This is a genomic window from Gordonia sp. UBA7860, from assembly GCF_002500165.1.
In the GTDB taxonomy this organism is placed as follows: Bacteria; Actinomycetota; Actinomycetes; order Mycobacteriales; family Mycobacteriaceae; genus Gordonia; species Gordonia sputi.
The window spans coordinates 1-21,364 of the sequence record NZ_DLSO01000011.1 but is presented as its reverse complement, the minus strand read 5'-3'; the positions used below and the strand labels follow the sequence as shown (position 1 = coordinate 21,364).

Below are 21,364 nucleotides of genomic sequence, written 5' to 3'. Positions count from 1 at the left end.
CGTTGGTGATCAGGCGTTGGCCAGCACCTCGGTGGTGGCGATGGCCTGCGCGACACCGGAAACGGTCGCGGCGACCTTGACGGCCTCCCAGACCTGTTCCTTGGTGAGGCCGGCGTCACGGACGACCTTCGCGTGTGCGGCGGTGCAGTCGTGACAACCGTTGATGGTCGACACGGCCAGGCTCCACAGCTCGAAATCGGTCTTGTCGACGCCGGGGTTGCCGATGATGTTCATCCGCAGACCCATGCGCACCTGCGCGTAGTCGTCGCCGAGAAAACTCTTGGCGCGGTACGCGACATTGTTCATGCCCATGATCGACGCCGCGCCAAGCGCCGCGTTATAGGCCTCGGCTGACAGGTTGTCCGCCGCTTCCTCGGATACCTCGGCGAGCACCTTCGCATTACGCGATGCCGCGGCCGACGCGAGGAAGGTGCCCCAGAGCTGCTGCTCGGAGAGCTCGGTCGAGCGAGCCAGCGAACCCAGGTTCAGCTTGAGGTCCTTGGCGTACTCGGGGAGAGCTTCTTTGAGATTGTCGATGCTCATACGAATTCCTCTCAGACGCTTGCGGTGAGGAGCTCGCCGGCGTCGATGGTCGGGTCGCCCTTCTTCCAATTGCAGGCGCACAGCTCGTCGGACTGAAGTGCGTCGAGAACTCGGAGCACCTCGTCGACGTTGCGACCGACGGAGCCTGCGGTCACCGAGACGAACTGGATCTCGTTGTTGGGATCGACGATGAACGTCGCGCGATCGGCAACACCATCGGCGTTGAGAACGCCTGCTGCAGTTGCCAGCTCACGCTTGAGGTCACTCAGCATCGGGAAGGGGAGGGTCTTGAGATCCTCATGCTGTGCACGCCACTGGAAGTGGACGAACTCGTTGTCGACGGACGCGCCGAGAACCTGGGCGTCGCGATCGGCGAACTCGTCGTTCAGCTTTCCGAAGGCGGCGATCTCGGTCGGGCACACGAACGTGAAGTCCTTGGGCCAGAAGAAGACAATGCGCCACTTGCCGGGGTGATCGTCGCTCGACACCTGGGTGAAGTAGTCATCGGGCTGCTGGGCGTCCACCTTGCTCAGGTCGCCTCCGATGACTGCCGTCAGGTTGTAGGCGGGGAATTGATCTCCGATGGTCAGAAGAGCCATGTGTCTTTTGCTCCTTCGTGTCGATGGCGTTCGTGGGTGGCGCGCGAACTCACGTATCTGCAGTTGCCCCTCAATTCTGCCCAAAGACCACCGAAAACGAAACGTGATGATTAGCACTAGACTGATAGGCATGAGTGATAGAAGTTATCAGCCGTCGGTCGCCGGTCTGCGGGCATTCGTCGCGCTGGCACGAAAGCGTCATTTCGGCTCGGCGGCAACGGAACTCGGTGTCAGTCAGCCATCGCTGTCGCAGGCGCTCGCAGGCCTGGAGGCCGGGCTGGGTAGGCAACTCATCGAACGCACAACCCGGCGTGTCTTCTTGACTCCGGAAGGCGAGGCACTCCTACCCAAAGCGATCGCGGTGACCGATGCCGTCGACGAATTCCTCTCCGCGGCCGCGGGTTCCGACGATCCGCTTGCCGGTACTCTGCGACTCGGCCTGATCCCGACGGTCGCGCCGTACGTTCTGCCGACCGTGCTGCGCGGGCTTGCGGCCGAATTGCCCTCTCTCGCTTTGCGGGTCGTCGAGGACCAGACGGCACGACTGGTGGCGCAGTTACGTGAGGGGTCACTCGACGCCGCATGTCTCGCGCTACCCGCCGACGTACCCGGCCTTGCCGAGATACCGATGTACGCCGAGGATTTCGTGCTGGCGCTGCCGTCCGATCATCCGCTGGCCGGACGCAAGCGCGTCGACCCGAGTTCGCTCGCCGACCTTCCGCTCCTGCTGCTCGATGAGGGTCACTGCCTGCGCGACCAGGCGCTCGAGGTGTGCCGACTCGCGGGCGTGCGCGCCGACATCGGGCACACCAGAGCGGCGTCGTTGGCGACTGCGGTGCAGTGCGTCGAAGGTGGTCTGGGCGTCACGCTGATCCCGGGTACCGCTGTTGCCGCCGAAACGGCGGGCGGCGACCTCGCGACCGCGACATTCACGACGCCGCGGCCCGGGCGTCGAATCGGGCTGGTCTATCGCGAATCGTCGGGTAGGGGTGAGTCGTATCGGCGCCTGGCGGCCATCATCGCTGGACTTGTCGAACAGACGGGCGCGGTGCGCGTGGAGAAAGCGGTTGCCGTGTGAGAGTGATTCGGCCGGTGCCTCAGTGTTCCTCGGCGAGCGCGTCGGCGGCGGCGGTGCGGGCCAATTCTTCCCACTCGTCGAGGAGGCTGGAGTCGACGTCGCGGACCATGTCGCCGACGCGTTCGGTGAGTTCGACGATCTCGTCGGTCAGCACGGTCGTCGGAACGCCCTGGCGCAACACGCGATAACAGTCGGATAGGTACCGCAGTACCACTCCTTCGCTGCGAGCGAGACCGTAGGCAGAAATCAGTTCGGTGAACGTCATCGCTCGCTCGAGCATGAGTCGGAGAACCGACTTCGGCGACGGCGGAAACCCGGCAATCCACGGGTGGGTCCGTCGGTAGACACCAAAGGCGTAGTCGATCTCCTCCGCGAGCGGTTGCGGCCAGGTGATCTCCTCGAGACGCGCCATGCGCTCCTCGTACTCGACGCCGTCGGCTTTCATCTCGGCGATCGCTGCGTCACGCGCTTCTTTGCGCTGCGCCATCAGCACCGGACGGGGATCGTCGAGAGTGGATTCGAGAATCGAGACGACATCGAGCGCATAGGTCGACGAATCCGGATCGAGTAGCTCGAATGCGGCGAGCGCGAACGCTGACAGCGGGTTGGTGAGTGCGAAGTTCTCGGGCATGTCGACGCTCAGCGCGACGTATCGGCCCTCGTCGTCGGGTTCGGGTAGTTGCACGACGATGCCCGCGTCGCGCAGGTCACGGTAGAGACGAATGGTGTGGCGGATCTGTCCCAGTTGTCGATTGCGGGGGAGATGGTTGTCCTCCAACAGATGTCGCGTCGCCGCGAAGCAATCTCCCGGCCTGCCGAGGACTTCGAGCAACATCGCGGTCGTCATGCGGAAGTGCGAGCGCAACGGCTCGTCTGGTGCGTCGACGAGTTGCAGGAACGTCTTCTCGCCCCAGGAGACGAAACCCTCGGGTGGCTTCTTGCGCACCAGCTTTCGCAGTTTCTTCGGGTCGTCGCCCGCCTTGGCGACTGCGCGGGCGTTCTCGACGTCGTGCTCGGGTGCCTGCGCGACGACGTAGCCGACGGTGTCGAAGCCTGCTCGCCCTGCGCGGCCGGCGATCTGGTGGAACTCGCGTGCGCGCAGACGACGTACACGCGTGCCGTCGTATTTGCTCAGACCTGCGAACAGGACGGTACGGATGGGCACGTTGATACCGACCCCGAGGGTGTCGGTACCCGCGATGACCTTGAGAAGTCCTTGCTGTGCAAGGCGTTCGACGAGACGTCGGTAGCGCGGCAGCATGCCCGCGTGGTGCACGCCGATGCCCGCGCGGAGCAGCTTCGACAGGGTGGAGCCGAATCCGGTGGAGAAGCGGAAGTCGCCGATGGCCTCGGCGATCTGAGTCTTCTCCTCCTTGGTGGTGATTCGTGCCGACAGGAGCGCTTGCGCGCGCTCGACGGCCGCTGCCTGGGTGAAATGCACGACGTAGATCGGTGCCCGACCCGCGTCGATGAGTCCCTCGATCGTCTCGTGGATGGGTGTCATCGCATACGTGTATTCGAGGGGAACCGGTCGATGGGTTCCGGTGACCGCGGTGGTGGTGCGGCCGGTGCGTCGCGACAGATCGTCGACGAAGAAGCTGATGTCGCCGAGCGTCGCCGACATCAGGAGGAACTGCGTATGTGGAAGCTCGATCAGCGGGACTTCCCACGCCCAGCCGCGATCGGACTCGCCGTAGAAGTGGAACTCGTCGGAGACGAGGACGCCGATATCGCTGTTCGGACCGTCGCGAAGTGCGAGGTTCGCGACGATCTCGGCGGTCGCGCAGATGATCGGAGCATTGGAGTTGACCGAGGCATCGCCGGTCATCAGGCCGACCTGGTCGGCCCCGAACTGAGCGCACAGATCGAAGAACTTCTCGCTGACCAATGCCTTGATCGGCGCGGTGTAGAACGCGCGCTGGCCCCGACATCGGGCGAAGTAGATGGCGCCGGACGCCACGAGCGACTTCCCCGACCCGGTCGGTGTCGCCAGGATGACGTTGTTACCCGAGATCAACTCGAGCAGCGACTCCTCCTGGTGCGGGTACAGGTCGATGCCGCGGTCGGCCCACCATCGGGTGAACGTGTCGAATGCGATGTCGTCGTCGGCGACGGGGGTCAGCGTCGTTGCTGACCCGGAAACGGACTCGTCGTTCAGTTCGGCGATGACGAACCGCCGTTGCCGTCATCATCGTGGAGGTCTCCGGTGCCGTCCGGATCGACGTCGCCACGCGATTGCTCCGCCAGGAACCGCTCGAGTTCAGCGCCGAGCTCGTCGCCGCTGGGCAGTGGTTCGTCGGCGGCGAGCAGAGATGCGCGCTGCGTCTGTGCCTCGGTGAAGCTGTCGTACTGCGCCTCGAGCGCCGCGACGACGGATTCGATCTCACCGTTGCCCGACACCTCGGCGTCGACCTGCTCGCGGACCGCAGCTGCTGCGGATTCGAGTGCGCCAGTGGGTAATTCGAGTCCGGTCAGTCCCGAAACCGCCTCGAGCAGACGCGCTGACGCTGCCGGGTAATCGGTCTGGGAGAGGTAGTGCGGCACGTGTACCGACAGTCCCGAGGTACGTCGTCCGCCCTGGCCCAGGCGCAGCTCAAGGAGCATCGACGCACTCGCGGGGAGCTTCATCTGCGAACCCCACGTGGGCAGATCGCCCAACGATTCGGGCTCGTTGCCGTGTGCGGTCAACGACGACGGGCGGGTGTGCGGAACGGCCATCGGGATGGCGTTGAGACCGATCACGTCGGTCACCCGGAAGTGGTCGGCGAGGCGTCGAATGGCCTCGGTGAACTGTTCCCACCGCAGGTCCGGCTCTGAGCCGGAGAGCAGCAGGAACGGCTTACCTGCGTTGTCGCGGATCGCGTGCAGCGTCAGGGTTGGCATCTCCACGTCGGTGAAGGTCTCGCCGCTGAAGGTGATCGTCGGTCGGCGCGAGCGATAGTCCATCAGCTCGTCGTTGTCGAAGGTCGCGACCACCTCGGACTCGAGCGAGTCGCGAAGGTTCTGCGCGGCGAGCGCCACGGCATGTCCCGCGTCGGCGAAGCCGTCGAGTGCGTGAATGAGTACGGGGCCCGTCCCCGTGGCGTCGGAGACCTGGGGAGCGGGGAAGGCGAGCTCGAAGAGCTGACGGCCCTCGTCCGGATTGGAATCCATGTCGTCCCTCCTCTTGAAGATCGGCACGTGCCTGTCCTACCTGTTCGTCGGATTGTCCCGCATCCACACCGCTCGTGACCAATCGGTGTCGCTGAAGAATGTGCGCGGGACAGATCAGTGTTGTTCTCACAGTGGTTCTGTGTTGTTCCAACAACTGAGTTCTGTGTTGTTCCAACAATTGGGTTCTGTGCTCTTCCAACAACTGCGCCGGGCTCCCGATTCCCCGAGGTGATCTGGAGACCGTCGGAGTGTCGTGACCGGTGCCTTGGCCGTGCGGTGGCACAGTCGGAAGTCGTGGGTGCACGCAGCGTCGGTCTGGTGATGGGGTTGGCCGCGGCTCTTCTCGTGGCGTCGTGTTCGATCGCAGGCGATCCGACGGAGAACACCTCCGACCTCTCCTCGCGGTCGGTGACCGCAGCCGATTTCCCTGTGTCGGGTGCGACCCGCGTTCCGCAGAACTCGGTCGCATATGCCATCGGTGACCTCATCGGCCGACCCGCGAACTCGCCCTACGATCCGCCTGCCTGCCAGCCCGCCGCGGTCGGCTCCGATGGCGCGGTTGTTTACCTGGGGATCGTCGAAGCCGACCGTGCGTCCTTCACCTCCGCCGTCGTCGGAGTCGATGACACGTTGAGCACGGTGGTGGAGCAGGCGCGAGCGTGTCCCCGAGCGACCACCGGAAACGCCACGACGGCGATGAGCACGGTGCAGACAAAGGTGTCCGACGCTCCCGCACACCCGGCAGGTGTCGACACCGCGGCCGTCCTGCGGACGGTCGAGACCGGCGGCGACCAGGCGCCGCTCCTGACGCGCACGATGACCTATATCGGACAGCGGGGCACAGTGCGCGTGTACTGCCAGTACCGATGGCCGTCAGCGGGTGACATCAGCACCGAGGCCAGCGGTCAGCTCGATGCCCTCTTCGAGAGGGCGCTACGGGCGGCATTCGGTTCGTGAATCTGTGCATCCGTCCGAGGATGTGCACAAAGTGGGTCATCTGGGCAGTTGGCGGGTTCTGTCGTCCGCAGATGAACCCAAGATGTTCGACATGTCACTTCGAAAAGAATCGCCCCGCGGGCCGATCCGGACCGTCTCGGCGCTGCTCACCGCTATCCCTGGCTTCTTCGGCTTCATTCCGGAGCGCTCACTTGTGCTCCTCGCGCTCGCACCGGACGGGCGTACGGTCCAGGCGTCCGTACGGCTCGATCTCGACCTTGGCGTCGACGACACCCCTGCGCGGCCGATGCTCAACGAAGTCGACAATCTGGCGCGAATACTGCGGGGCTACGGCAGTGCCGACCTCATCGCCGTGATCGGTGACGATCGCTTCGACCTCGATTCCCGGACCTACACGGAGATTCTGTCGATAGTGGATCGGCGGATGCGGCTGTGCGGCGGTATCGGTCGCGGCTACGTGTGTAATCGCTTCGCCGAGGGCGAGCACTGGATGCAGATCTGGGAGCACAGCACTGCACTCACGTCACGGTCGTCGCTGCAACGCGGGGTGCTCACGGATCCGCGGACCTCGCCGACCGCTGTGTCCGATGCAGTTCATTCGGGGCGGTTGCTCCTGGCAAGCCGCGCTGAGATCGCATCGATGCTGGCCCCGGCGCCTCATTGCGACGACGGCTCCTGCCACGCCGGGGCTGACGCAGGCAGCGTCGACGACGAGCCACCGCACGAACTCATGGCAGCGATCTACGAGGCGGTCGTGATGGAGTCCGACCGCTTCTCGTGCGAGAGGGTTGCCGAACTCGAACGTGCGATCTGCGACGTTCGGGTTCGCGATGCTGCGCTGGGATTCGCGGTCACCGATCTTCGTGCAGGCGCCGAGGTGTTGTGGCGTGAACTGACCCGACGATTGACGGGTACCGGACGAGCCAGTGCCGCGACGCTCCTCGCGCATCTGCACTACATCGCAGGTGAGGGGAGCTTTGCGGGCGTGGCGCTCGACGTCGCGCGCGAGGCCGACCGCACATGGAAACTCGCGCAGCTCCTCGACCACTCGCTACGTAACGGGCTACGCCCGGACAACCTCTGGCACCTCATCGGTGACTCGTACGACGCGGCAGCGCAACTCGGTGTGACGCTCCCCGGCGCCACACTGCGTGATGCGAGTTGACGAGTGGCGTCGGATAACGGTGTCGGTCAGACCTTTTCGACGAAGAGCGAGTGGGCCATCTCGGGAGACAGAGTCAGTCCGGCGTGACCGGGCGTGCTGATCTCCACCTTCTGCGGGGTGCAGGTCACTGTCACGCGTGCGTTCGGGACGACGCCCGCGTCGCGCAGCGCAGCGATCAGCTCGGTATCGGACTGGGCGTGCTCGGAGAGTCGACGGACGATCACCGCGACCGCCTCGCCCTGCGGGAGATCGGACAGGCGAGCGGCCTCGCCTGTGGACGTCGTCGTCTCGACGCCGAGTTCTGCCAGGCCGGGAATCGGATTGCCGTATGGCGAGGTCGTCGGGTTGTCGAGCACGGTGAGGAGCCGGCGCTCCACGTTCTCGCTCATGACATGCTCCCAGCGGCACGCTTCCTCGTGGACCTGGTCCCAGGGCATGCCGATGACATCGACGAGCAGCCGCTCGGCGAGACGGTGCTTGCGCATCACGGCGACCGCGAGGGCACGACCCTTGTCGGTCAGTTCGAGGTGCCTGTCGCCCGCGACGCGCAACAATCCGTCGCGTTCCATACGCGCGACCGTCTGAGACACGGTTGGTCCGCTCTGCTCGAGTCGTTCGGCGATGCGTGCGCGCAGTGGGACGATTCCCTCTTCTTCGAGGTCGTAGATCGTCCGGAGGTACATCTCGGTGGTGTCAACCAGATCGTTCACTTGAGCCAGTCCCTTCCGTCTTTACAAGAGTACCTTGACCTGCTTCCGAGACTGCCTCGTCACATGCCGAACGCGTCCGGCCCGCGCGGTGAGGCACTAGCCTTGGTTGTGTGCGTAGTGCGTGGAGACATCGATGAGCGCGGCGGTGATCTGGAGCGAGGAGTTCCTCTCGTATCGCTGGGCACACACCCACCCGATGAATCCCGTGCGCTTGGCGCTGACGATGACCCTCGCACAGAGCCTCGGAGTGCTCGACGATGTCGACGTCTCCGAACCGCTCGCGATCGGCGATGATGCTCTGACCGTCGTCCACAGTCAGGACTACATCGACGCGGTGCGTGCCGTCGGATCGGGAACGGCGTCGTTGTCGGGTCCGCTTCTCGAGCGCCTGTTCGGACTCGGCGACTCCGATAATCCCGTGTTCGACGGAATGCACGAGGCGGCGCGGCTGCTGGTCGGTGGAACGCTGGCGGCAGCGCAGGCGGTCGGTTCCGGAGCGGTGCGTCGGGCGGTCAACATCGGTGGCGGAATGCACCATGCCATGCGGTCGCGTGCGGCGGGATTCTGCATCTACAACGACTGCGCCGTCGCGATCCACTGGCTGCTCGAGAACGGTTTCGACCGCATCGCCTACATCGACATCGACGCACACCACGGTGATGGCGTGCAGGTGGCGTTCGCATCCGACCCGCGCGTGATGACGGTGTCGCTGCACCAGCATCCCGCGACGCTGTGGCCGGGAACCGGCTGGCCGACCGAGGTCGGACAGGATGCCGCCGAGGGCTCCGCGGTCAACCTCGCGCTGATGCCCGACACCCAGGATCGGTTGTGGCTTCGCGCATTCCACGCTGTCGTTCCGTCGTTGATCGCCGAGTTCAAGCCGCAGATCATCATCAGCCAGTGCGGCGCCGACAGTCATCGCGCCGATCCGTTGACCGATCTCTCATTGACCGTCGACGGGCAGCGTGCGGCAATGATCGCGATGCGCGACCTCGCCGAGAAGTATTGCGACGGCAGGTGGATAGCTGTCGGCGGAGGAGGCTACGGCGTGGTGAATGTCGTGCCGCGCAGTTGGTCGCATCTACTCGGCGTTGTGCTCGATCGTGACGTCGATGTGTCGACACCGATCAACGAATCATGGTGTGCCACAGCAGAACAGATCGCCACGCAGGTGCACTCGGAGTACTCGCAGGCGCCCGTGCATGTCATGGGCGACGGCGGCGACGTCGACTTCGTCGAGTGGGATGGCGACACGGGCCAACAACCGCCGCCCGGCATCGACGAGAGCGCCCAACGACAAACCGATCGCGCCATCATGGCCACTCGCCGTGCGGTGTATCCGCTACACGGACTCGACCCGGAGGACCCCCGTGACTGATTCCCCCGTGACTGATTCGACCGGGAAAACTGATACGCCAGCGACTGAAAGCCCATCGACTGATTCAACCGTTCAGGCAGGTCACCGGGATGACCACGCACAGGGCGAGCGCCCGCGCGGTCCGTGGGATTACCCCCGCCACTGGATCGCCGACGTCCTCGCGTCCGACGGCGGCGTGGTGCATCTGCGTCCGATCGTCCCCGACGACGCCGACCGCGTCGTCCGATTCCACTCGGGTTTGTCCGAACGCACCAGGTACATGCGCTACTTCGGTCCGACGCCGACTCTTCCGCCGCGGGAGGTCGCACGCATGACCACGGTCGACCACCACAACCGGGTTGCGATCGTCGCAGTGCTCGGCGGGGAGATCATCGCGATCGGCATCTATGAGGGACTCGCCGCCGACGGTAAGCCCGAATCCGCAGAGGTCGCCTTCGTCGTCGCCGACGAACACCAGGGCCGAGGACTCGGACCCATTCTCCTCGAACATCTCGCCGGAGCCGCTGCCGAGAACGGATTCACCCGCTTCGAGGCCGAGGTGCTCAGCGAGAATCCCAACATGGTCGCCGTCTTCCGTGACGCCGGCTACCAGATCTCGCGCGCATTCGACGGCTCGACGGTCCATGTCGAGTTCACGATCGATCCCACCGAGGCGATGCTTTCGGTGCGCAACGACCGTGAGCGTGCGTCCGAGGCGCGCAGCGTCGCCAACTTGTTGCGACCGGCGTCCGTCGCCGTGATCGGTGCGTCGACCGATCCCAAGAAGGTGGGAAACGCGCTGCTGGCCAACATCATTGCGGCCGGATTCACCGGACCGGTGTTCCCGGTGAATGGTCCCGACCGTGACGGTGAACCCGACGATGAGCAGGGCGAATCGGCCCACGACGTGGCGCGTGCCGGGGTCACGCGCCCACCACAGCGACGTCATCGCGGCCCGGCGCGTGCGCCCCGCGTGCGGCCGCCATCGGTGAGGGGAATCCGCGCGTACCCGACGGTGCGCGACATCCCCGACCCGGTCGATCTTGCCGTGGTCGCGGTGCCCGCGGCGAGCGTCGACGAGGTGCTCGATGACTGCATGATCAAGGGTGTGCGTGCCCTGGTGATCGTGTCGTCCGGCTTCGGGGAGAGCGGTGAGGCGGGCCTGGAGAGTGAACATCGCCTCGTTCAGCAGGTCCGCGAGCACGGCATGCGCCTGGTGGGGCCCAACGCCCTCGGCGTCGCGAACAACGACCCGTCGATCGCGCTGAATGCCACGCTCGCGCCCCGTATCCCGCCGCTGGGCCGCGTCGGATTCTTCTGTCAGTCCGGTGCGCTCGGCATCGCGATCCTCGACACGGCCGCACATCGACAGATCGGACTGTCGACATTCGTCTCGGCGGGCAACCGCGCCGACGTCTCGGGCAATGACCTGCTGCAGTACTGGGATTCCGATACCGCCACCGACGTCGTGCTGCTGTACCTGGAGAGTTTCGGTAACCCGCGCAAGTTCTCGCGCATTGCCCGCAGGGTGTCGCGATCGAAGCCGATCGTCGCGGTCAAGTCCGGTAAGGGGGCGATGAGCCCGGTGCGTGCCGCACGGACCGCTGCGGCGAGCCTCGACGATCGCATCGCGCAGATGATGCTCGAGCAAGCAGGCGTCATCCAGGTCGATACCATTCCAGAATTGTTCGACTGCGCATCCCTTTTCGCGTACCAACCCCTACCTCGCGGCCCCCGGACCCGCATCATCGGCAACTCGTCGGTGCTCGGCAGCCTCGCCGCTGACACCGCGCGCTCGGGTGGTCTGGAAGTGGAGTCGACCATCGACCTCGGCGCAGGAGCCTCGGAGGATGATTTCGAGGGCGCCGTCGCGCAGGCGATGGCCGATCCGGGGGTCGACAGCGTGATCGTCGTCTTCGTGCCACCTGTCGCCGTCGACCTCGGCTGGCATGCCCGCGCACTGATCGCGGGCGCGAACACACCGGATGCCGATGCCGACAAACCGATCGTGACCACCTTCCTCGCCGTCGAGGGCATCCCACCGGGCCTGATGAAGCCCGGGCCGTCGGGGTTACCTGCCCGCGGCTCGATTCCGTCGTATTCCTCTCCGGAACGGGCAGCGGCCGCTCTGGCACGCGCGTGGCAGTACGCGCGATGGTGCGCGCGACCGGAGGTTTCCGTCGAAAGGCCCGACGGCATCGACCCCGAGGCTGCGCGGACATGGGTGCGCGAAGCCATGTGCGGGCCTTCCGAGGCTGAGTCGGATGAGTCAAGTGGCTCGACGGCCGCAGGCGCCGATGAGGTGACGGTCCTCGGCGACGTCGACTCGGCGCGCCTGCTGGAGTGGTACGGAGTCCGGGTGGTTCCCTTCCGCGAGGTCTCGACGATGCACGAGGCGTCCGCCGCGGCGCGTGACCTGGGATTTCCTGTGGCCGTCAAAGCAACGTCTCCGTCGTGGCGCGGCCGGCTCGACCGTGAGGGCGCACGACTCGACCTTCCCGACGCCACTGCGGTGGTGACCGCGTTCGCCGAGATCTCGGAGCTGACCGGTGACAAGGTGCTCCACGTGCAGAAGATGGCGCCCAAGGGCGTCGGCACCATGGTGCGCATGCGCGATGACCCGTCGTTCGGGCCACTGATCTCGTTCGGCTTGTCGGGCAGGACGTTCGAGCTCCTCGGCGACCACGGGTATCGCGCGATCCCGATCACCGCCCTCGACGCCGACGAACTGATCGACGAGCCACGATCGGCCCCGCTCCTCTACGGCTATCGGGGAGAGGCCCCGGTCGATCGAGAAGCGCTGGTCGACCTGCTCATCCGCATCTCGACGATGGCCGACGACATCCCGGAGATCCGCGAGATCTTTGTCGACCCCGTGCTGTGTTCGCCGGAGGGCGCAGCAATCCTCAACGCCCGCATACGAATCGGCCCGGTGCCCACCAAGGCGGACACCGGACCGAGACGATTGAGTTAGCGGTAGCGAGTCAGCTCGCGTAGGCGCGCAGGCGCTCGGCGCGCTCGCCCTGGCGGAGCTTGCCCATCACCTCACGCTCGATCTGACGGACGCGTTCGCGCGAGAGCCCGAACATGCGGCCGATCTGATCGAGTGTGCGTGGCTGTCCGTCGTCGAGACCGTAGCGCATCCGGATCACCTGCTGCTCACGCTCGTCGAGCGTGGCGAGCACCGCGCGGACGTCGGTGTGCATGAGTCCGGCGATGACGGCGCTCTCCGCAGAGGTCGCCTCGGCGTCTTCGATGAAGTCGCCGAGCGGTGCCTCCTCGTCGCTGCCCACCGGCATGTCGAGGCTCACCGGGTCGCGGCTGTGGTCGAGCAGATCTGCGATCTTCTCCGCCGGGATACCCGATTCGTTGGCGAGCTCATCGTCGGTGGCCTCGCGGCCGAGTTGCTGATGCAGCTCACGCTTTATGCGGGCCAACTTGTTGACCTGCTCGACGAGGTGGACAGGAAGACGGATGGTGCGGCTCTGGTCTGCCATGCCTCGCGTGATGGCCTGGCGAATCCACCAGGTTGCGTACGTCGAGAACTTGAAGCCCTTCGCGTAGTCGAACTTCTCCATCGCACGGATCAGGCCGAGATTGCCCTCCTGGATGAGGTCGAGGAGTGGCATTCCGCGGCCGGTGTAGCGCTTGGCGAGCGAGACGACGAGGCGGAGGTTGGCCTCGAGTAGGTGCGATCGTGCGACCTCGCCTTCGCGAACGACGATCGAGAGATCACGCTTCTTGGCTGCGGACAGCCGCTTGCGGGTCGCCAGAACGTGCTTGGCGTAGAGGCCCGCTTCGATCTGCTTGGCGAGCTCGACCTCCTGCTCCGCGTTGAGCAGCGCCGTGCGGCCGATGCCGTTGAGGTAGACGCGGACCAGATCTGCCGCAGGTGACTGTGCGTCGAGATCTTGTTCCGTCATCGCCGGACGTGAAGGGGTGGTGTCGCCAGAAGCGACGGTGGATGTGGAGCGTGTGACGGTGGAGCGTGACATCTGGCCTCCTAATCGAGTGCGTTCATAGGGTGCAACGACATGCACTCCGTGAAAGTTCCCCGGGGGCTGATTCGGGCTACTGACACCTGACCTGCATGAACGCTCGATCTAGTAGGACGGGGCGACTGAGAATCGGCTGAGATCTGGTCCAGTAGACGCAACTGGGTCCACTCAAACCGGCGTAACTGCGCTCAGTTTCGATGTCGGTCTTCGGAGACGGTGGAGTCGATGACGTTCGACTCGCCGCCGAGAGCCTGTGGGCCGACGACGTGGTGGTCGGGGCCGTATTTGTAATGGGCCACCTCTCCTCGCTTGCGAGGTGGTCGGTCGTTGGCGATCAGGACCGCGACCCAGGGGAGCGGTATCGACAGTGCGACGATGCCGAGCGCCCACCAGCCCGATCCGGTCATGCTGTAGACGATGCCCGCGATGATCAGCGCGGGAACACGAAACGACATCAGCGTCAGATATTTGCGTACGCGCGCCCTGTGCTGCTCGTCGAGGGAGTCCTGCGCGTCGGTGATGAGAAAGGCCTCTGGCGACACATGATCGCGGCGTGGCCCCTCAGCACCCACCATGACTGCGCTTCGTTCCGTCGAATCCCATGTCTCCACTGTTCCACTTTCAGTTCCTGATTGCACCGACGGGGCAACCGTCGTGTGACGCGCTCGGGCGTGTCCGAGGCCGCGCCGGTGGCACTGGTCGTCGCGCGTCGCGGGTCACCGTGTCGGAATCGGGCAGTGAGGAGCACAATAGAGCACATGGCTACCGAAACTATCGAGCGTCCCGACCTCGACGAATGGTCGGACACCAAGACCGACGAGCGGCCCGACGCCGACGCGACGGATCGGGGAGACGACGACAGACCCAAGTTCTTCCACTACGTCAAGAAAAACAAGATCGCCGAGAGCGCTGTCATGGGCAATCACGTGGTGGCGCTGTGCGGCGAGACGTTCCCGGTGACGCGCTCGGCCAAGCCGGGATCGCCCGTCTGCCCCAAGTGCAAGAAAATCTACAACCGGATGCGCAAGGAGTGACGCTTCCTGCTGCAGCCACCGCCGCCCGCTAACGACGTTTGCCGGGCGGCGGTTGCCGTTGAGGTGACGACCGGCCCCGGGGAGTCTGCGTGCCCCGAGGCTGCGTGTCATACGTGTGGACGTCCGTGTCGGCATCGGAGTCCGAGTCGCGCATAGCGTCGTCGGGCTGCTGAGGGGACTTGCGGATCGGCCCGGTGGCCAGTCGCTCGGGAATCGACTTGATGTGGCCGGTGATGTCGGAGGTCTGCTCGTGTACCCAGTGTCGGACGTGCGCGGTGGCAGGGGGTTTGGCCGGCCACAGTGATTGCACCGCGGCATTGAACTCGGCGCCGATCACGATCGCGAAGCCGAGGAAGAATGTGAACAGCAAAAAGGCGATCGGCGTCGCCAGTGCGCCGTAGGTGTATCCGGCGCGTGTGATCGCGGCGAGGTAGATACGCAATACGTAGCTGGCGATCCAGAAGAAGATCCCGGCGACCACCGCGCCGCCGACGAGCCGATGCCAGGGCAACGGATTCGGCAGCGCCAGGTGATAGAGCGTCGTGAGGACCCCGAGGAGCAGCAGCGCGACGAACGGGAAGTATCCGTAGTCGATCAGCGCGCTCACTCCTCGGTCCCACGAGTCGGGCACGATCTCGTGAAGGTAGTTCGGGCCGAGTGCTACCAGTGGCAGCAGGAACACCGACACGAGAAGGAAGCACACGTACAGCAGGAGCGCGAAGATTCGCTGCCACACCGGATTGCGCACCTCGTGCTGGTCGTGTGCCCGAACGATCGACGCGACGAAACACGACACGGCCGACGACCCGGCCCACAGCGACAGGATGAAGCCAACCGAAATCACCCCGACGCGTCCGCGCCCGAGGACGTTGTCGACGGTCGGGGTGATGAGATCGTTGACAACGCTCGTCGAGAACGTGCGTTCCGCGAAGCTGATGATCCGCGACGAGATCACTTCGACGGTGTCGGGACCGAACCACCCGGCGACATAGCCGACGCTGCCGAGGAGTCCGAGAAGCAGCGGAGGCAGCGACAACGCCTGCCAGAACGCGGCCTGCGCGGCCCAACCGACGATTCCGTCGTCCCATGCCTTCTTGATCGTGCGCCAGACAACCCGATGGATGTTCGGCAGCACAGGCGGTCCGGGAGCAGACGGCTGGTGCGCTTGCGGATCGTCGGTTCCTTCCGACGCGGCGTCGTCGGTGTCGCGTATCGGCGGAGAGCGACGCGGGGCCCCAGCGGCATCGAGGCCGGGAGTGTCGAGTGTTGGGGAATCGAACGGCCGACCGTCGTTTCCCATCGGAAGGTCCATCGACACGGGTGCCGGCCGGCGCGGAGGTCTGCGCGCGCGTTCTCCGAGAACCGGCGACGGGGTGGCGTCGTCGGTCATCGGAACAGGGTTGCGGCGTGTCGTGGCTATGGGTCCAGCATCCCTGATCGGGGCAGGTTGCGTGCGACACACCCCTTGCCGCGTGTCACCGACCCCATTGCGGCGCTCGCGTCGATCACCCGTGTCTGGCGAAAGCGGTGTCGGCGCAAGCCGCTAAGATCAAGGAGTCCCCTCGGATGAGTGAATGTGTTCCGGCACGGTCCATCTGGCCGAGGGGTTGTTTCTTGCCTTCGCGCCGTCGGGAGCTTTGATTACGTGACTTCTGCCCAATCGTCCGCAACGCCCGCCGGTCCGCCGCTACGCGCCTGGCAGCGACGAGCGCTCACGAAGTACCTCGCGACCAGGCCGACAGACTTTCTCGCGGTCGCAACGCCGGGTGCGGGAAAGACGACGTTCGGACTTCGGGTCGCGAGGGAACTGCTCGACGATCGCACGGTCGAACAGGTCACCGTCGTCACCCCGACCGAACATCTCAAGCATCAGTGGGCGCAGGCCGCCGCGCGCGTCGGCATCGCTCTGGACTCCCGGTTTCGCAACTCCGACGGTCAGACCAGCTCCGACTACAACGGTGTCGCGCTGACCTACGCGCAGGTGGCCGCGCACCCATCGCGGCACCGGGTGCGCACCGAGAATCGTCGAACACTCGTGATCCTCGATGAGATCCATCACGGTGGCGACGCGAAATCGTGGGGCGACGCGATCCGTGAGGCGTTTTCCGACGCCGTGCGGAGGTTGTCGCTGACAGGAACACCGTTCCGCTCCGACGACTCACCCATTCCGTTCGTCACGTACGAGCCGGAAGAGGGTGGCGTGCTGCGATCGCGGGCCGACCACACCTACGGCTACGCCGACGCGCTCTCCGACGGCGTCGTGCGGCCCGTCGTGTTCCTCGCGTACTCGGGACAGGCGAGTTGGCGTACGTCGGCGGGGGAGGAGTACACCGCCCGACTGGGAGAGCCACTGTCCGCCGAGCAGACCGCACGAGCCTGGCGAACCGCGCTCGACGCGCACGGTGACTGGATTCCGTCCGTGCTCCAGGCCGCGCACACGCGGCTCGGCCAGTTACGTGCGGCTGGTGTTCCCGACGCAGGCGGACTGGTCATCGCCACCGATCAGACCGTTGCCCGCGACTACGCAGAACTTCTCGAGTCGATCACCGGACGCAAACCCGTCCTCGTCCTCTCCGACGACCCGAAGTCGACGTCGCGCATCTCGCAGTTCGCCGAATCCGACGACGAATGGATGATCGCGGTCCGCATGGTGTCCGAGGGCGTCGACGTTCCGCGTCTGGCGGTCGGTGTGTACGCGACGAGTGCGTCGACGCCGCTGTTCTTTGCACAGGCAATCGGGCGTTTCGTGCGCTCGAGGCGCCCGGGCGAGACCGCGAGCGTGTTCTTGCCCTCCGTCCCGGTGCTCCTGAATCTGGCGAGCCAGATGGAAGCAGAGCGCGACCACGTGCTCGGCAAACCTCATCGCGACAGCGACGGCCTCGACGACGCGCTGCTGATCGATGCCAACAAGCAGAAGGACGAGGCGGGCGAGGAGGAAAAGAGCTTCCAATCACTGCATGCCGACGCCGAGCTCGACCAGGTGATCTTCGACGGCTCGTCGTTCGGTACCGCGACGTTTGCGGGCAGCGACGAAGAATCGGACTACTTGGGGCTTCCAGGACTGCTCGACGCCGACCAGGTGCGCGCACTGCTGCGCAAGAAGCAGGCCGACCAGGTTGCGCAGCGATCGGCGGTGACGCAGATCGTTCCGGCGGCAGACAAGGTGCCGGCGCAGCAGGCGACGGGCGAGAACCTCCACGCGCTACGAAAAGAACTCAACGGGCTGGTCGCGATGCACCACCATCGCACCGGTAAGCCGCACGGCATGGTGCACAACGAACTACGCAGCAAACTCGGCGGCCCGCCAACGGCGATGGCCACGGCCGACCAACTCCGCGAGCGCATCAAGGCGCTGCGCGCGTGGCGGTGACGCGGGCGCACGAGATCTGAATAGCAGAACGCCCCGGCCACATCCGAGTGGTCGGGGCGTTCGCTACGTGTATCGGTCTCTAGACCAGCTCTCCCGCAGACTCTTCGACGGTGGCACTGAGCTCGACGAGTCGGGCCTCGTGCTCGTTGAAGTGGTGGCGGCAGAAGAGAAGCTCGCCGCCCTTGGGTAGGACGGCACGAACCTTTGCGGCTGCGCCACAGCGATCACAGCGATCGGCAGCGGTGAGCGGTATGGAGATCGGGGTTGTGGTGGCGATGTCAGACATTTTCCTCCGTCCCGGTCCGGCGCCGGTGTGGTCGCCTTCCCTTCAGAGCCAACGCATCCGGACGATGCGTCAACCTCACTGTGTCAGACGTTTCGGGGGCTCGTATTGTTCCGCCGGTTTCCCGGGTGTGTCGTCACTCACCGTTTACATCGGTTCCCCGAGGTGCAACACAACTACACGATCCCGTTACGCGAGAGGCGATCTGGCTCACATTTCGATGGTTCTGAGACCTCTGATGACTATGGTGCTGCAGTGACGTCATCAACCGACGGGCGGACCGTCGAACGCCTCATTCATCTGATGTCGAGTGCGGACTGGGAGGCGGCCCGACACGAATCGGAGCTGCGGCCGTCGTCGCTCGCCGACGTCGGGTTCATCCACCTCTCGACTCCGCAGCAGGTGCATCTGCCGGCCAATCGGTTCTATTCCGGTGAGTACGACCTGCTTGCGTTGCACATCGAGCCGACACGACTCGACGCCGAGATCCGTTGGGAGCCCGGCGTCGCAGACGATCCGAAATCGATGCTGTTCCCGCACCTCTACGGCCCGCTACCGCTGGCTGCGGTGGTCGACGTCACGCCCTACCCGCAGCAAGCGGACGGCACGTTCGCGCCGCTCGACGAATCAGGTACCTAGACCGCGGTCGTAACGACGGTCAGTCGAGGTAGTCGCGCAGAACCTGCGAGCGGCTCGGGTGCCGGAGCTTCGACATGGTCTTCGACTCGATCTGACGGATGCGCTCACGCGTCACGCCGTAGACCTGGCCGATCTCGTCGAGTGTGCGCGGCTGACCGTCGGTGAGTCCGAAGCGGAGTCGGACGACGCCCGCTTCGCGCTCGGACAGCGTCTCGAGCACCGACTGCAGCTGATCCTGGAGTAGCGTGAAACTGACCGCGTCGACCGCGACCACGGCCTCGGAGTCCTCGATGAAGTCGCCGAGCTGGCTGTCGCCCTCGTCGCCGATTGTCTGGTCCAACGAGATGGGCTCGCGGGCGTACTGCTGGATCTCCAGCACCTTCTCGGGCGTGATGTCCATTTCCTTCGCGAGCTCTTCGGGAGTCGGCTCACGGCCGAGGTCCTGGAGCAGCTCACGCTGAATGCGGCCGAGCTTGTTGATGACCTCGACCATGTGCACCGGGATACGGATGGTGCGGGCCTGATCGGCCATCGCGCGGGTGATCGCCTGACGGATCCACCAGGTGGCATACGTCGAGAACTTGTAACCCTTGGTGTAGTCGAACTTCTCGACAGCGCGGATCAGACCGAGGTTGCCCTCCTGGATCAGGTCCAGGAATGCCATGCCGCGGCCGGTGTAGCGCTTGGCGAGAGAGACGACGAGGCGCAGGTTGGCCTCGAGAAGGTGGTTCTTGGCGCGGTTGCCGTCGCGGGAGATCCAGTTCAGGTCGCGCTTCTGTGCGGTCGAGATCTTCTCGCCCGACTCCATGATCCGACGCAGGCGTTCGGTGGCGTACAGGCCTGCTTCGATGCGCTTGGCGAGTTCGACTTCCTCTTCTGCGTTGAGGAGGGCGACCTTGCCGATCTGCTTGAGGTAGGCACGAACCGAGTCGGCGGACGCGGTGAGCTCAGCGTCTTTGCGGGCCTGACGAAGAGCCTCTGACTCTTCCTCGTCCCAGACGAAGTCTCCTGCGGTCTTCGCGTCTGCGTCCTTCGACGCCTTGTCGGCGGGCGGCGCGACCGGGGGAGTGGCTCCGGCGGTCGTCTTCGCGGGAGTCTCGGACTCCTCTTCGGCGTCGTCGTCGGCCGAATCTTCGGCTTCCTCGTCGTCGACCTCGAGATCCTCGTCGTCGATCTCGAGATCTTCGTCGAGATCCGCGTCGGGGCCGTCGATGTCGTCGATCGAGCCGCCGTCGAGGTCTTCTGCTTCGTTGGCTTCTTCTGCCCCGTCGGCAGGACTCGCGGCCTTCTTGGCCGCCTTCTTCGGAGCGGCTTTCTTGGCCGCCTTCTTGGCGGGGGCCTTGCGAGCTGTGGCCTTCTTGGCCGCCTTCTTGGCGGTCTTCTTTGCCGTTGGCTTATCTGCAGCCGGGGCCGACGTCGTCGTCGAATCCTCGGCTTCGGCGTCGCTCTGGCGGGTCTGGGTGGCTGCCACGTACAACCTTTCCGAACACAATCTGACACGCTGATTCACAGCGGAGAACCGCTGCGGATCGGGCTGGTTTCTCGGTGCATCGTCACCGGTGGAAGCCATTGTAACGACAACATCACCCCGAATGTGACAAATGCCAGGTCAGGCCGGTTGTCGCAGTCTCGGTAGCGCGGCGTCGACGACCCCCGGGGATCGCAGACGGCGCGCGCTACGAGATCGCTCAGACGTCGGCGGAATCAGGGCTTGAGACCCTGATCGACGGCCATCGCGGCCCCCACGATTCCGGCCGTGTTCTGCAGGGCCGCCGGAACCACTTTGGTCTCGTTCGTGAGGTACGGAATCCACTTGTCGGCCTTGCGGCTGATGCCGCCGCCCGCGATGAACAACGACGGCCAGAACAGTGCCTCGTACTCATCGAGGACCTTGCTGACCTTCTTGGACCATTTCTCGTACGACCAGCCCTTTTCTTCCTTCACGCGCGAGGATGCCTGATGCTCGGCTTCCTTCTTTCCGACGATGAGGTGGCCGAGCTCGGTGTTCGGTACGAGCGTGCCATTCACCAGGATCGCCGATCCGATGCCGGTGCCGAACGTCAGGAGCATGACCACCCCGTCGACGCCACGTCCGGCGCCGTGCGCGTCCTCGGCCATTCCGGCTGCGTCCGCGTCGTTGACGACCGACAGAGCACGCCCCCCGAGATCCTTGGCGAAGAGCTCGTAGGTATTCGTGCCGATCCAGCCCTTGTCGATGTTCGCCGCGGTGCGCATGGTTCCGTCGGTGATGACTCCGGGAAGTGTGATGCCAACGGGTCCATCCCAGTTGAAGTGGCCGACCACCTCGGCAACGCCCCGCGAGACCGCTTCGGGTGTCGCGGGTTTGGGGGTGAGCACCTTGTAGCGTTCGCCGACCAGCTTGCCAGTCGTGAGGTCCACGATTCCGCCCTTGATCCCCGACCCCCCGACGTCGACGCCGAACGCGCGGGGTCCGGCGGAATCGTTCGCAGAGGTGGA

Annotated in this window: 19 protein-coding genes; 8 read left to right on the top strand and 11 right to left on the bottom strand. The window is 65.2% G+C overall.

The window, feature by feature from the left end:
* Nucleotides 1-9: 9 nt before the first annotated feature.
* Nucleotides 10-543 carry a carboxymuconolactone decarboxylase family protein gene (locus B3T59_RS01585; RefSeq protein WP_287001337.1) on the bottom strand — a complete coding sequence of 178 codons (534 nt, stop codon included), beginning with the start codon at nucleotides 541-543 and terminating at the stop codon, nucleotides 10-12.
* Between the two features lie 11 nt (nucleotides 544-554).
* A complete protein-coding gene (locus tag B3T59_RS01580; RefSeq protein ID WP_064862962.1) occupies nucleotides 555-1,142 on the bottom strand; it encodes a peroxiredoxin in 588 nt (195 codons plus the stop codon).
* 106 nt (nucleotides 1,143-1,248) lie between these two features.
* On the opposite strand from B3T59_RS01580, the gene B3T59_RS01575 reads away from it, so the two are divergent.
* Entirely contained in the window at nucleotides 1,249-2,220 is a 972-nt protein-coding gene (locus B3T59_RS01575) for a hydrogen peroxide-inducible genes activator (protein ID WP_197502376.1), read from the top strand.
* Between the two features lie 19 nt (nucleotides 2,221-2,239).
* On the opposite strand, the gene B3T59_RS01570 is transcribed toward B3T59_RS01575, so the two are convergent.
* The gene (locus B3T59_RS01570; protein ID WP_287001341.1) at nucleotides 2,240-4,378 is read right to left on the bottom strand and encodes a DEAD/DEAH box helicase; all 2,139 of its coding nucleotides are present in this window, start codon (nucleotides 4,376-4,378) and stop codon (nucleotides 2,240-2,242) included.
* Nucleotides 4,375-5,373: a PAC2 family protein gene (locus B3T59_RS01565; protein WP_251721172.1), complete on the bottom strand. Its 999-nt coding sequence runs from the start codon at nucleotides 5,371-5,373 to the stop codon at nucleotides 4,375-4,377. Before B3T59_RS01565 ends, B3T59_RS01570 begins: the two co-directional genes overlap by 4 nt.
* A 294-nt stretch (nucleotides 5,374-5,667) precedes the next feature.
* On the opposite strand from B3T59_RS01565, the gene B3T59_RS01560 reads away from it, so the two are divergent.
* Together B3T59_RS01560 and B3T59_RS01555 are read left to right on the top strand one after the other, a co-directional pair.
* Nucleotides 5,668-6,330, top strand: coding sequence for a hypothetical protein (locus B3T59_RS01560; RefSeq protein WP_287001336.1), 663 nt, complete (start codon nucleotides 5,668-5,670; stop codon nucleotides 6,328-6,330).
* Nucleotides 6,331-6,421: 91 nt separating this feature from the next.
* Nucleotides 6,422-7,495 (top strand): DUF4192 domain-containing protein, encoded by a 1,074-nt coding sequence (locus B3T59_RS01555; protein ID WP_287001335.1) that lies wholly within the window; start codon nucleotides 6,422-6,424, stop codon nucleotides 7,493-7,495.
* 26 nt (nucleotides 7,496-7,521) lie between these two features.
* On the opposite strand, the gene B3T59_RS01550 is transcribed toward B3T59_RS01555, so the two are convergent.
* A complete protein-coding gene (locus tag B3T59_RS01550) occupies nucleotides 7,522-8,205 on the bottom strand; it encodes a metal-dependent transcriptional regulator (protein ID WP_064862966.1) in 684 nt (227 codons plus the stop codon).
* A gap of 133 nt (nucleotides 8,206-8,338) precedes the next feature.
* Between B3T59_RS01550 and B3T59_RS01545 the strand changes: the two genes are divergently transcribed.
* Both B3T59_RS01545 and B3T59_RS01540 read left to right on the top strand, forming a co-directional pair.
* On the top strand, nucleotides 8,339-9,583 hold the full coding sequence (locus B3T59_RS01545) for an acetoin utilization protein AcuC (protein ID WP_251721176.1): 1,245 nt from the start codon (nucleotides 8,339-8,341) through the stop codon (nucleotides 9,581-9,583).
* Nucleotides 9,576-12,536 (top strand): GNAT family N-acetyltransferase, encoded by a 2,961-nt coding sequence (locus B3T59_RS01540; protein ID WP_251721178.1) that lies wholly within the window; start codon nucleotides 9,576-9,578, stop codon nucleotides 12,534-12,536. The genes B3T59_RS01545 and B3T59_RS01540 overlap by 8 nt, the downstream gene beginning before the upstream one ends.
* A 10-nt stretch (nucleotides 12,537-12,546) precedes the next feature.
* Here the strand turns inward: B3T59_RS01540 and B3T59_RS01535 are convergent, their stop codons facing one another.
* Both B3T59_RS01535 and B3T59_RS01530 read right to left on the bottom strand, forming a co-directional pair.
* The gene (locus B3T59_RS01535; protein ID WP_287001334.1) at nucleotides 12,547-13,557 is read right to left on the bottom strand and encodes a sigma-70 family RNA polymerase sigma factor; all 1,011 of its coding nucleotides are present in this window, start codon (nucleotides 13,555-13,557) and stop codon (nucleotides 12,547-12,549) included.
* 191 nt (nucleotides 13,558-13,748) lie between these two features.
* Nucleotides 13,749-14,135, bottom strand: coding sequence for a DUF3099 domain-containing protein (locus B3T59_RS01530; protein ID WP_064862969.1), 387 nt, complete (start codon nucleotides 14,133-14,135; stop codon nucleotides 13,749-13,751).
* Between the two features lie 183 nt (nucleotides 14,136-14,318).
* Between B3T59_RS01530 and B3T59_RS01525 the strand changes: the two genes are divergently transcribed.
* Nucleotides 14,319-14,594 carry a DUF3039 domain-containing protein gene (locus tag B3T59_RS01525; protein WP_064862970.1) on the top strand — a complete coding sequence of 92 codons (276 nt, stop codon included), beginning with the start codon at nucleotides 14,319-14,321 and terminating at the stop codon, nucleotides 14,592-14,594.
* Nucleotides 14,595-14,622: 28 nt separating this feature from the next.
* On the opposite strand, the gene B3T59_RS01520 is transcribed toward B3T59_RS01525, so the two are convergent.
* A complete protein-coding gene (locus B3T59_RS01520) occupies nucleotides 14,623-15,906 on the bottom strand; it encodes a YihY/virulence factor BrkB family protein (protein WP_313316972.1) in 1,284 nt (427 codons plus the stop codon).
* Nucleotides 15,907-16,239: 333 nt separating this feature from the next.
* Here B3T59_RS01520 and B3T59_RS01515 point away from each other — a divergent pair, with 333 nt between their 5' ends.
* The gene (locus B3T59_RS01515; protein ID WP_287001332.1) at nucleotides 16,240-17,964 is read left to right on the top strand and encodes a DEAD/DEAH box helicase; all 1,725 of its coding nucleotides are present in this window, start codon (nucleotides 16,240-16,242) and stop codon (nucleotides 17,962-17,964) included.
* 79 nt (nucleotides 17,965-18,043) lie between these two features.
* On the opposite strand, the gene B3T59_RS01510 is transcribed toward B3T59_RS01515, so the two are convergent.
* Nucleotides 18,044-18,250 carry a DUF7455 domain-containing protein gene (locus B3T59_RS01510; RefSeq protein WP_005173003.1) on the bottom strand — a complete coding sequence of 69 codons (207 nt, stop codon included), beginning with the start codon at nucleotides 18,248-18,250 and terminating at the stop codon, nucleotides 18,044-18,046.
* Nucleotides 18,251-18,550: 300 nt separating this feature from the next.
* On the opposite strand from B3T59_RS01510, the gene B3T59_RS01505 reads away from it, so the two are divergent.
* Nucleotides 18,551-18,886, top strand: coding sequence for a DUF952 domain-containing protein (locus B3T59_RS01505; RefSeq protein ID WP_287001340.1), 336 nt, complete (start codon nucleotides 18,551-18,553; stop codon nucleotides 18,884-18,886).
* Nucleotides 18,887-18,905: 19 nt separating this feature from the next.
* On the opposite strand, the gene B3T59_RS01500 is transcribed toward B3T59_RS01505, so the two are convergent.
* Nucleotides 18,906-20,357 (bottom strand): RNA polymerase sigma factor, encoded by a 1,452-nt coding sequence (locus B3T59_RS01500; protein ID WP_287001330.1) that lies wholly within the window; start codon nucleotides 20,355-20,357, stop codon nucleotides 18,906-18,908.
* Nucleotides 20,358-20,590: 233 nt separating this feature from the next.
* Nucleotides 20,591-21,364: polyphosphate--glucose phosphotransferase (gene ppgK / locus B3T59_RS01495; RefSeq protein ID WP_287001329.1), on the bottom strand; the 774-nt coding region annotated here is incomplete at its 5' end.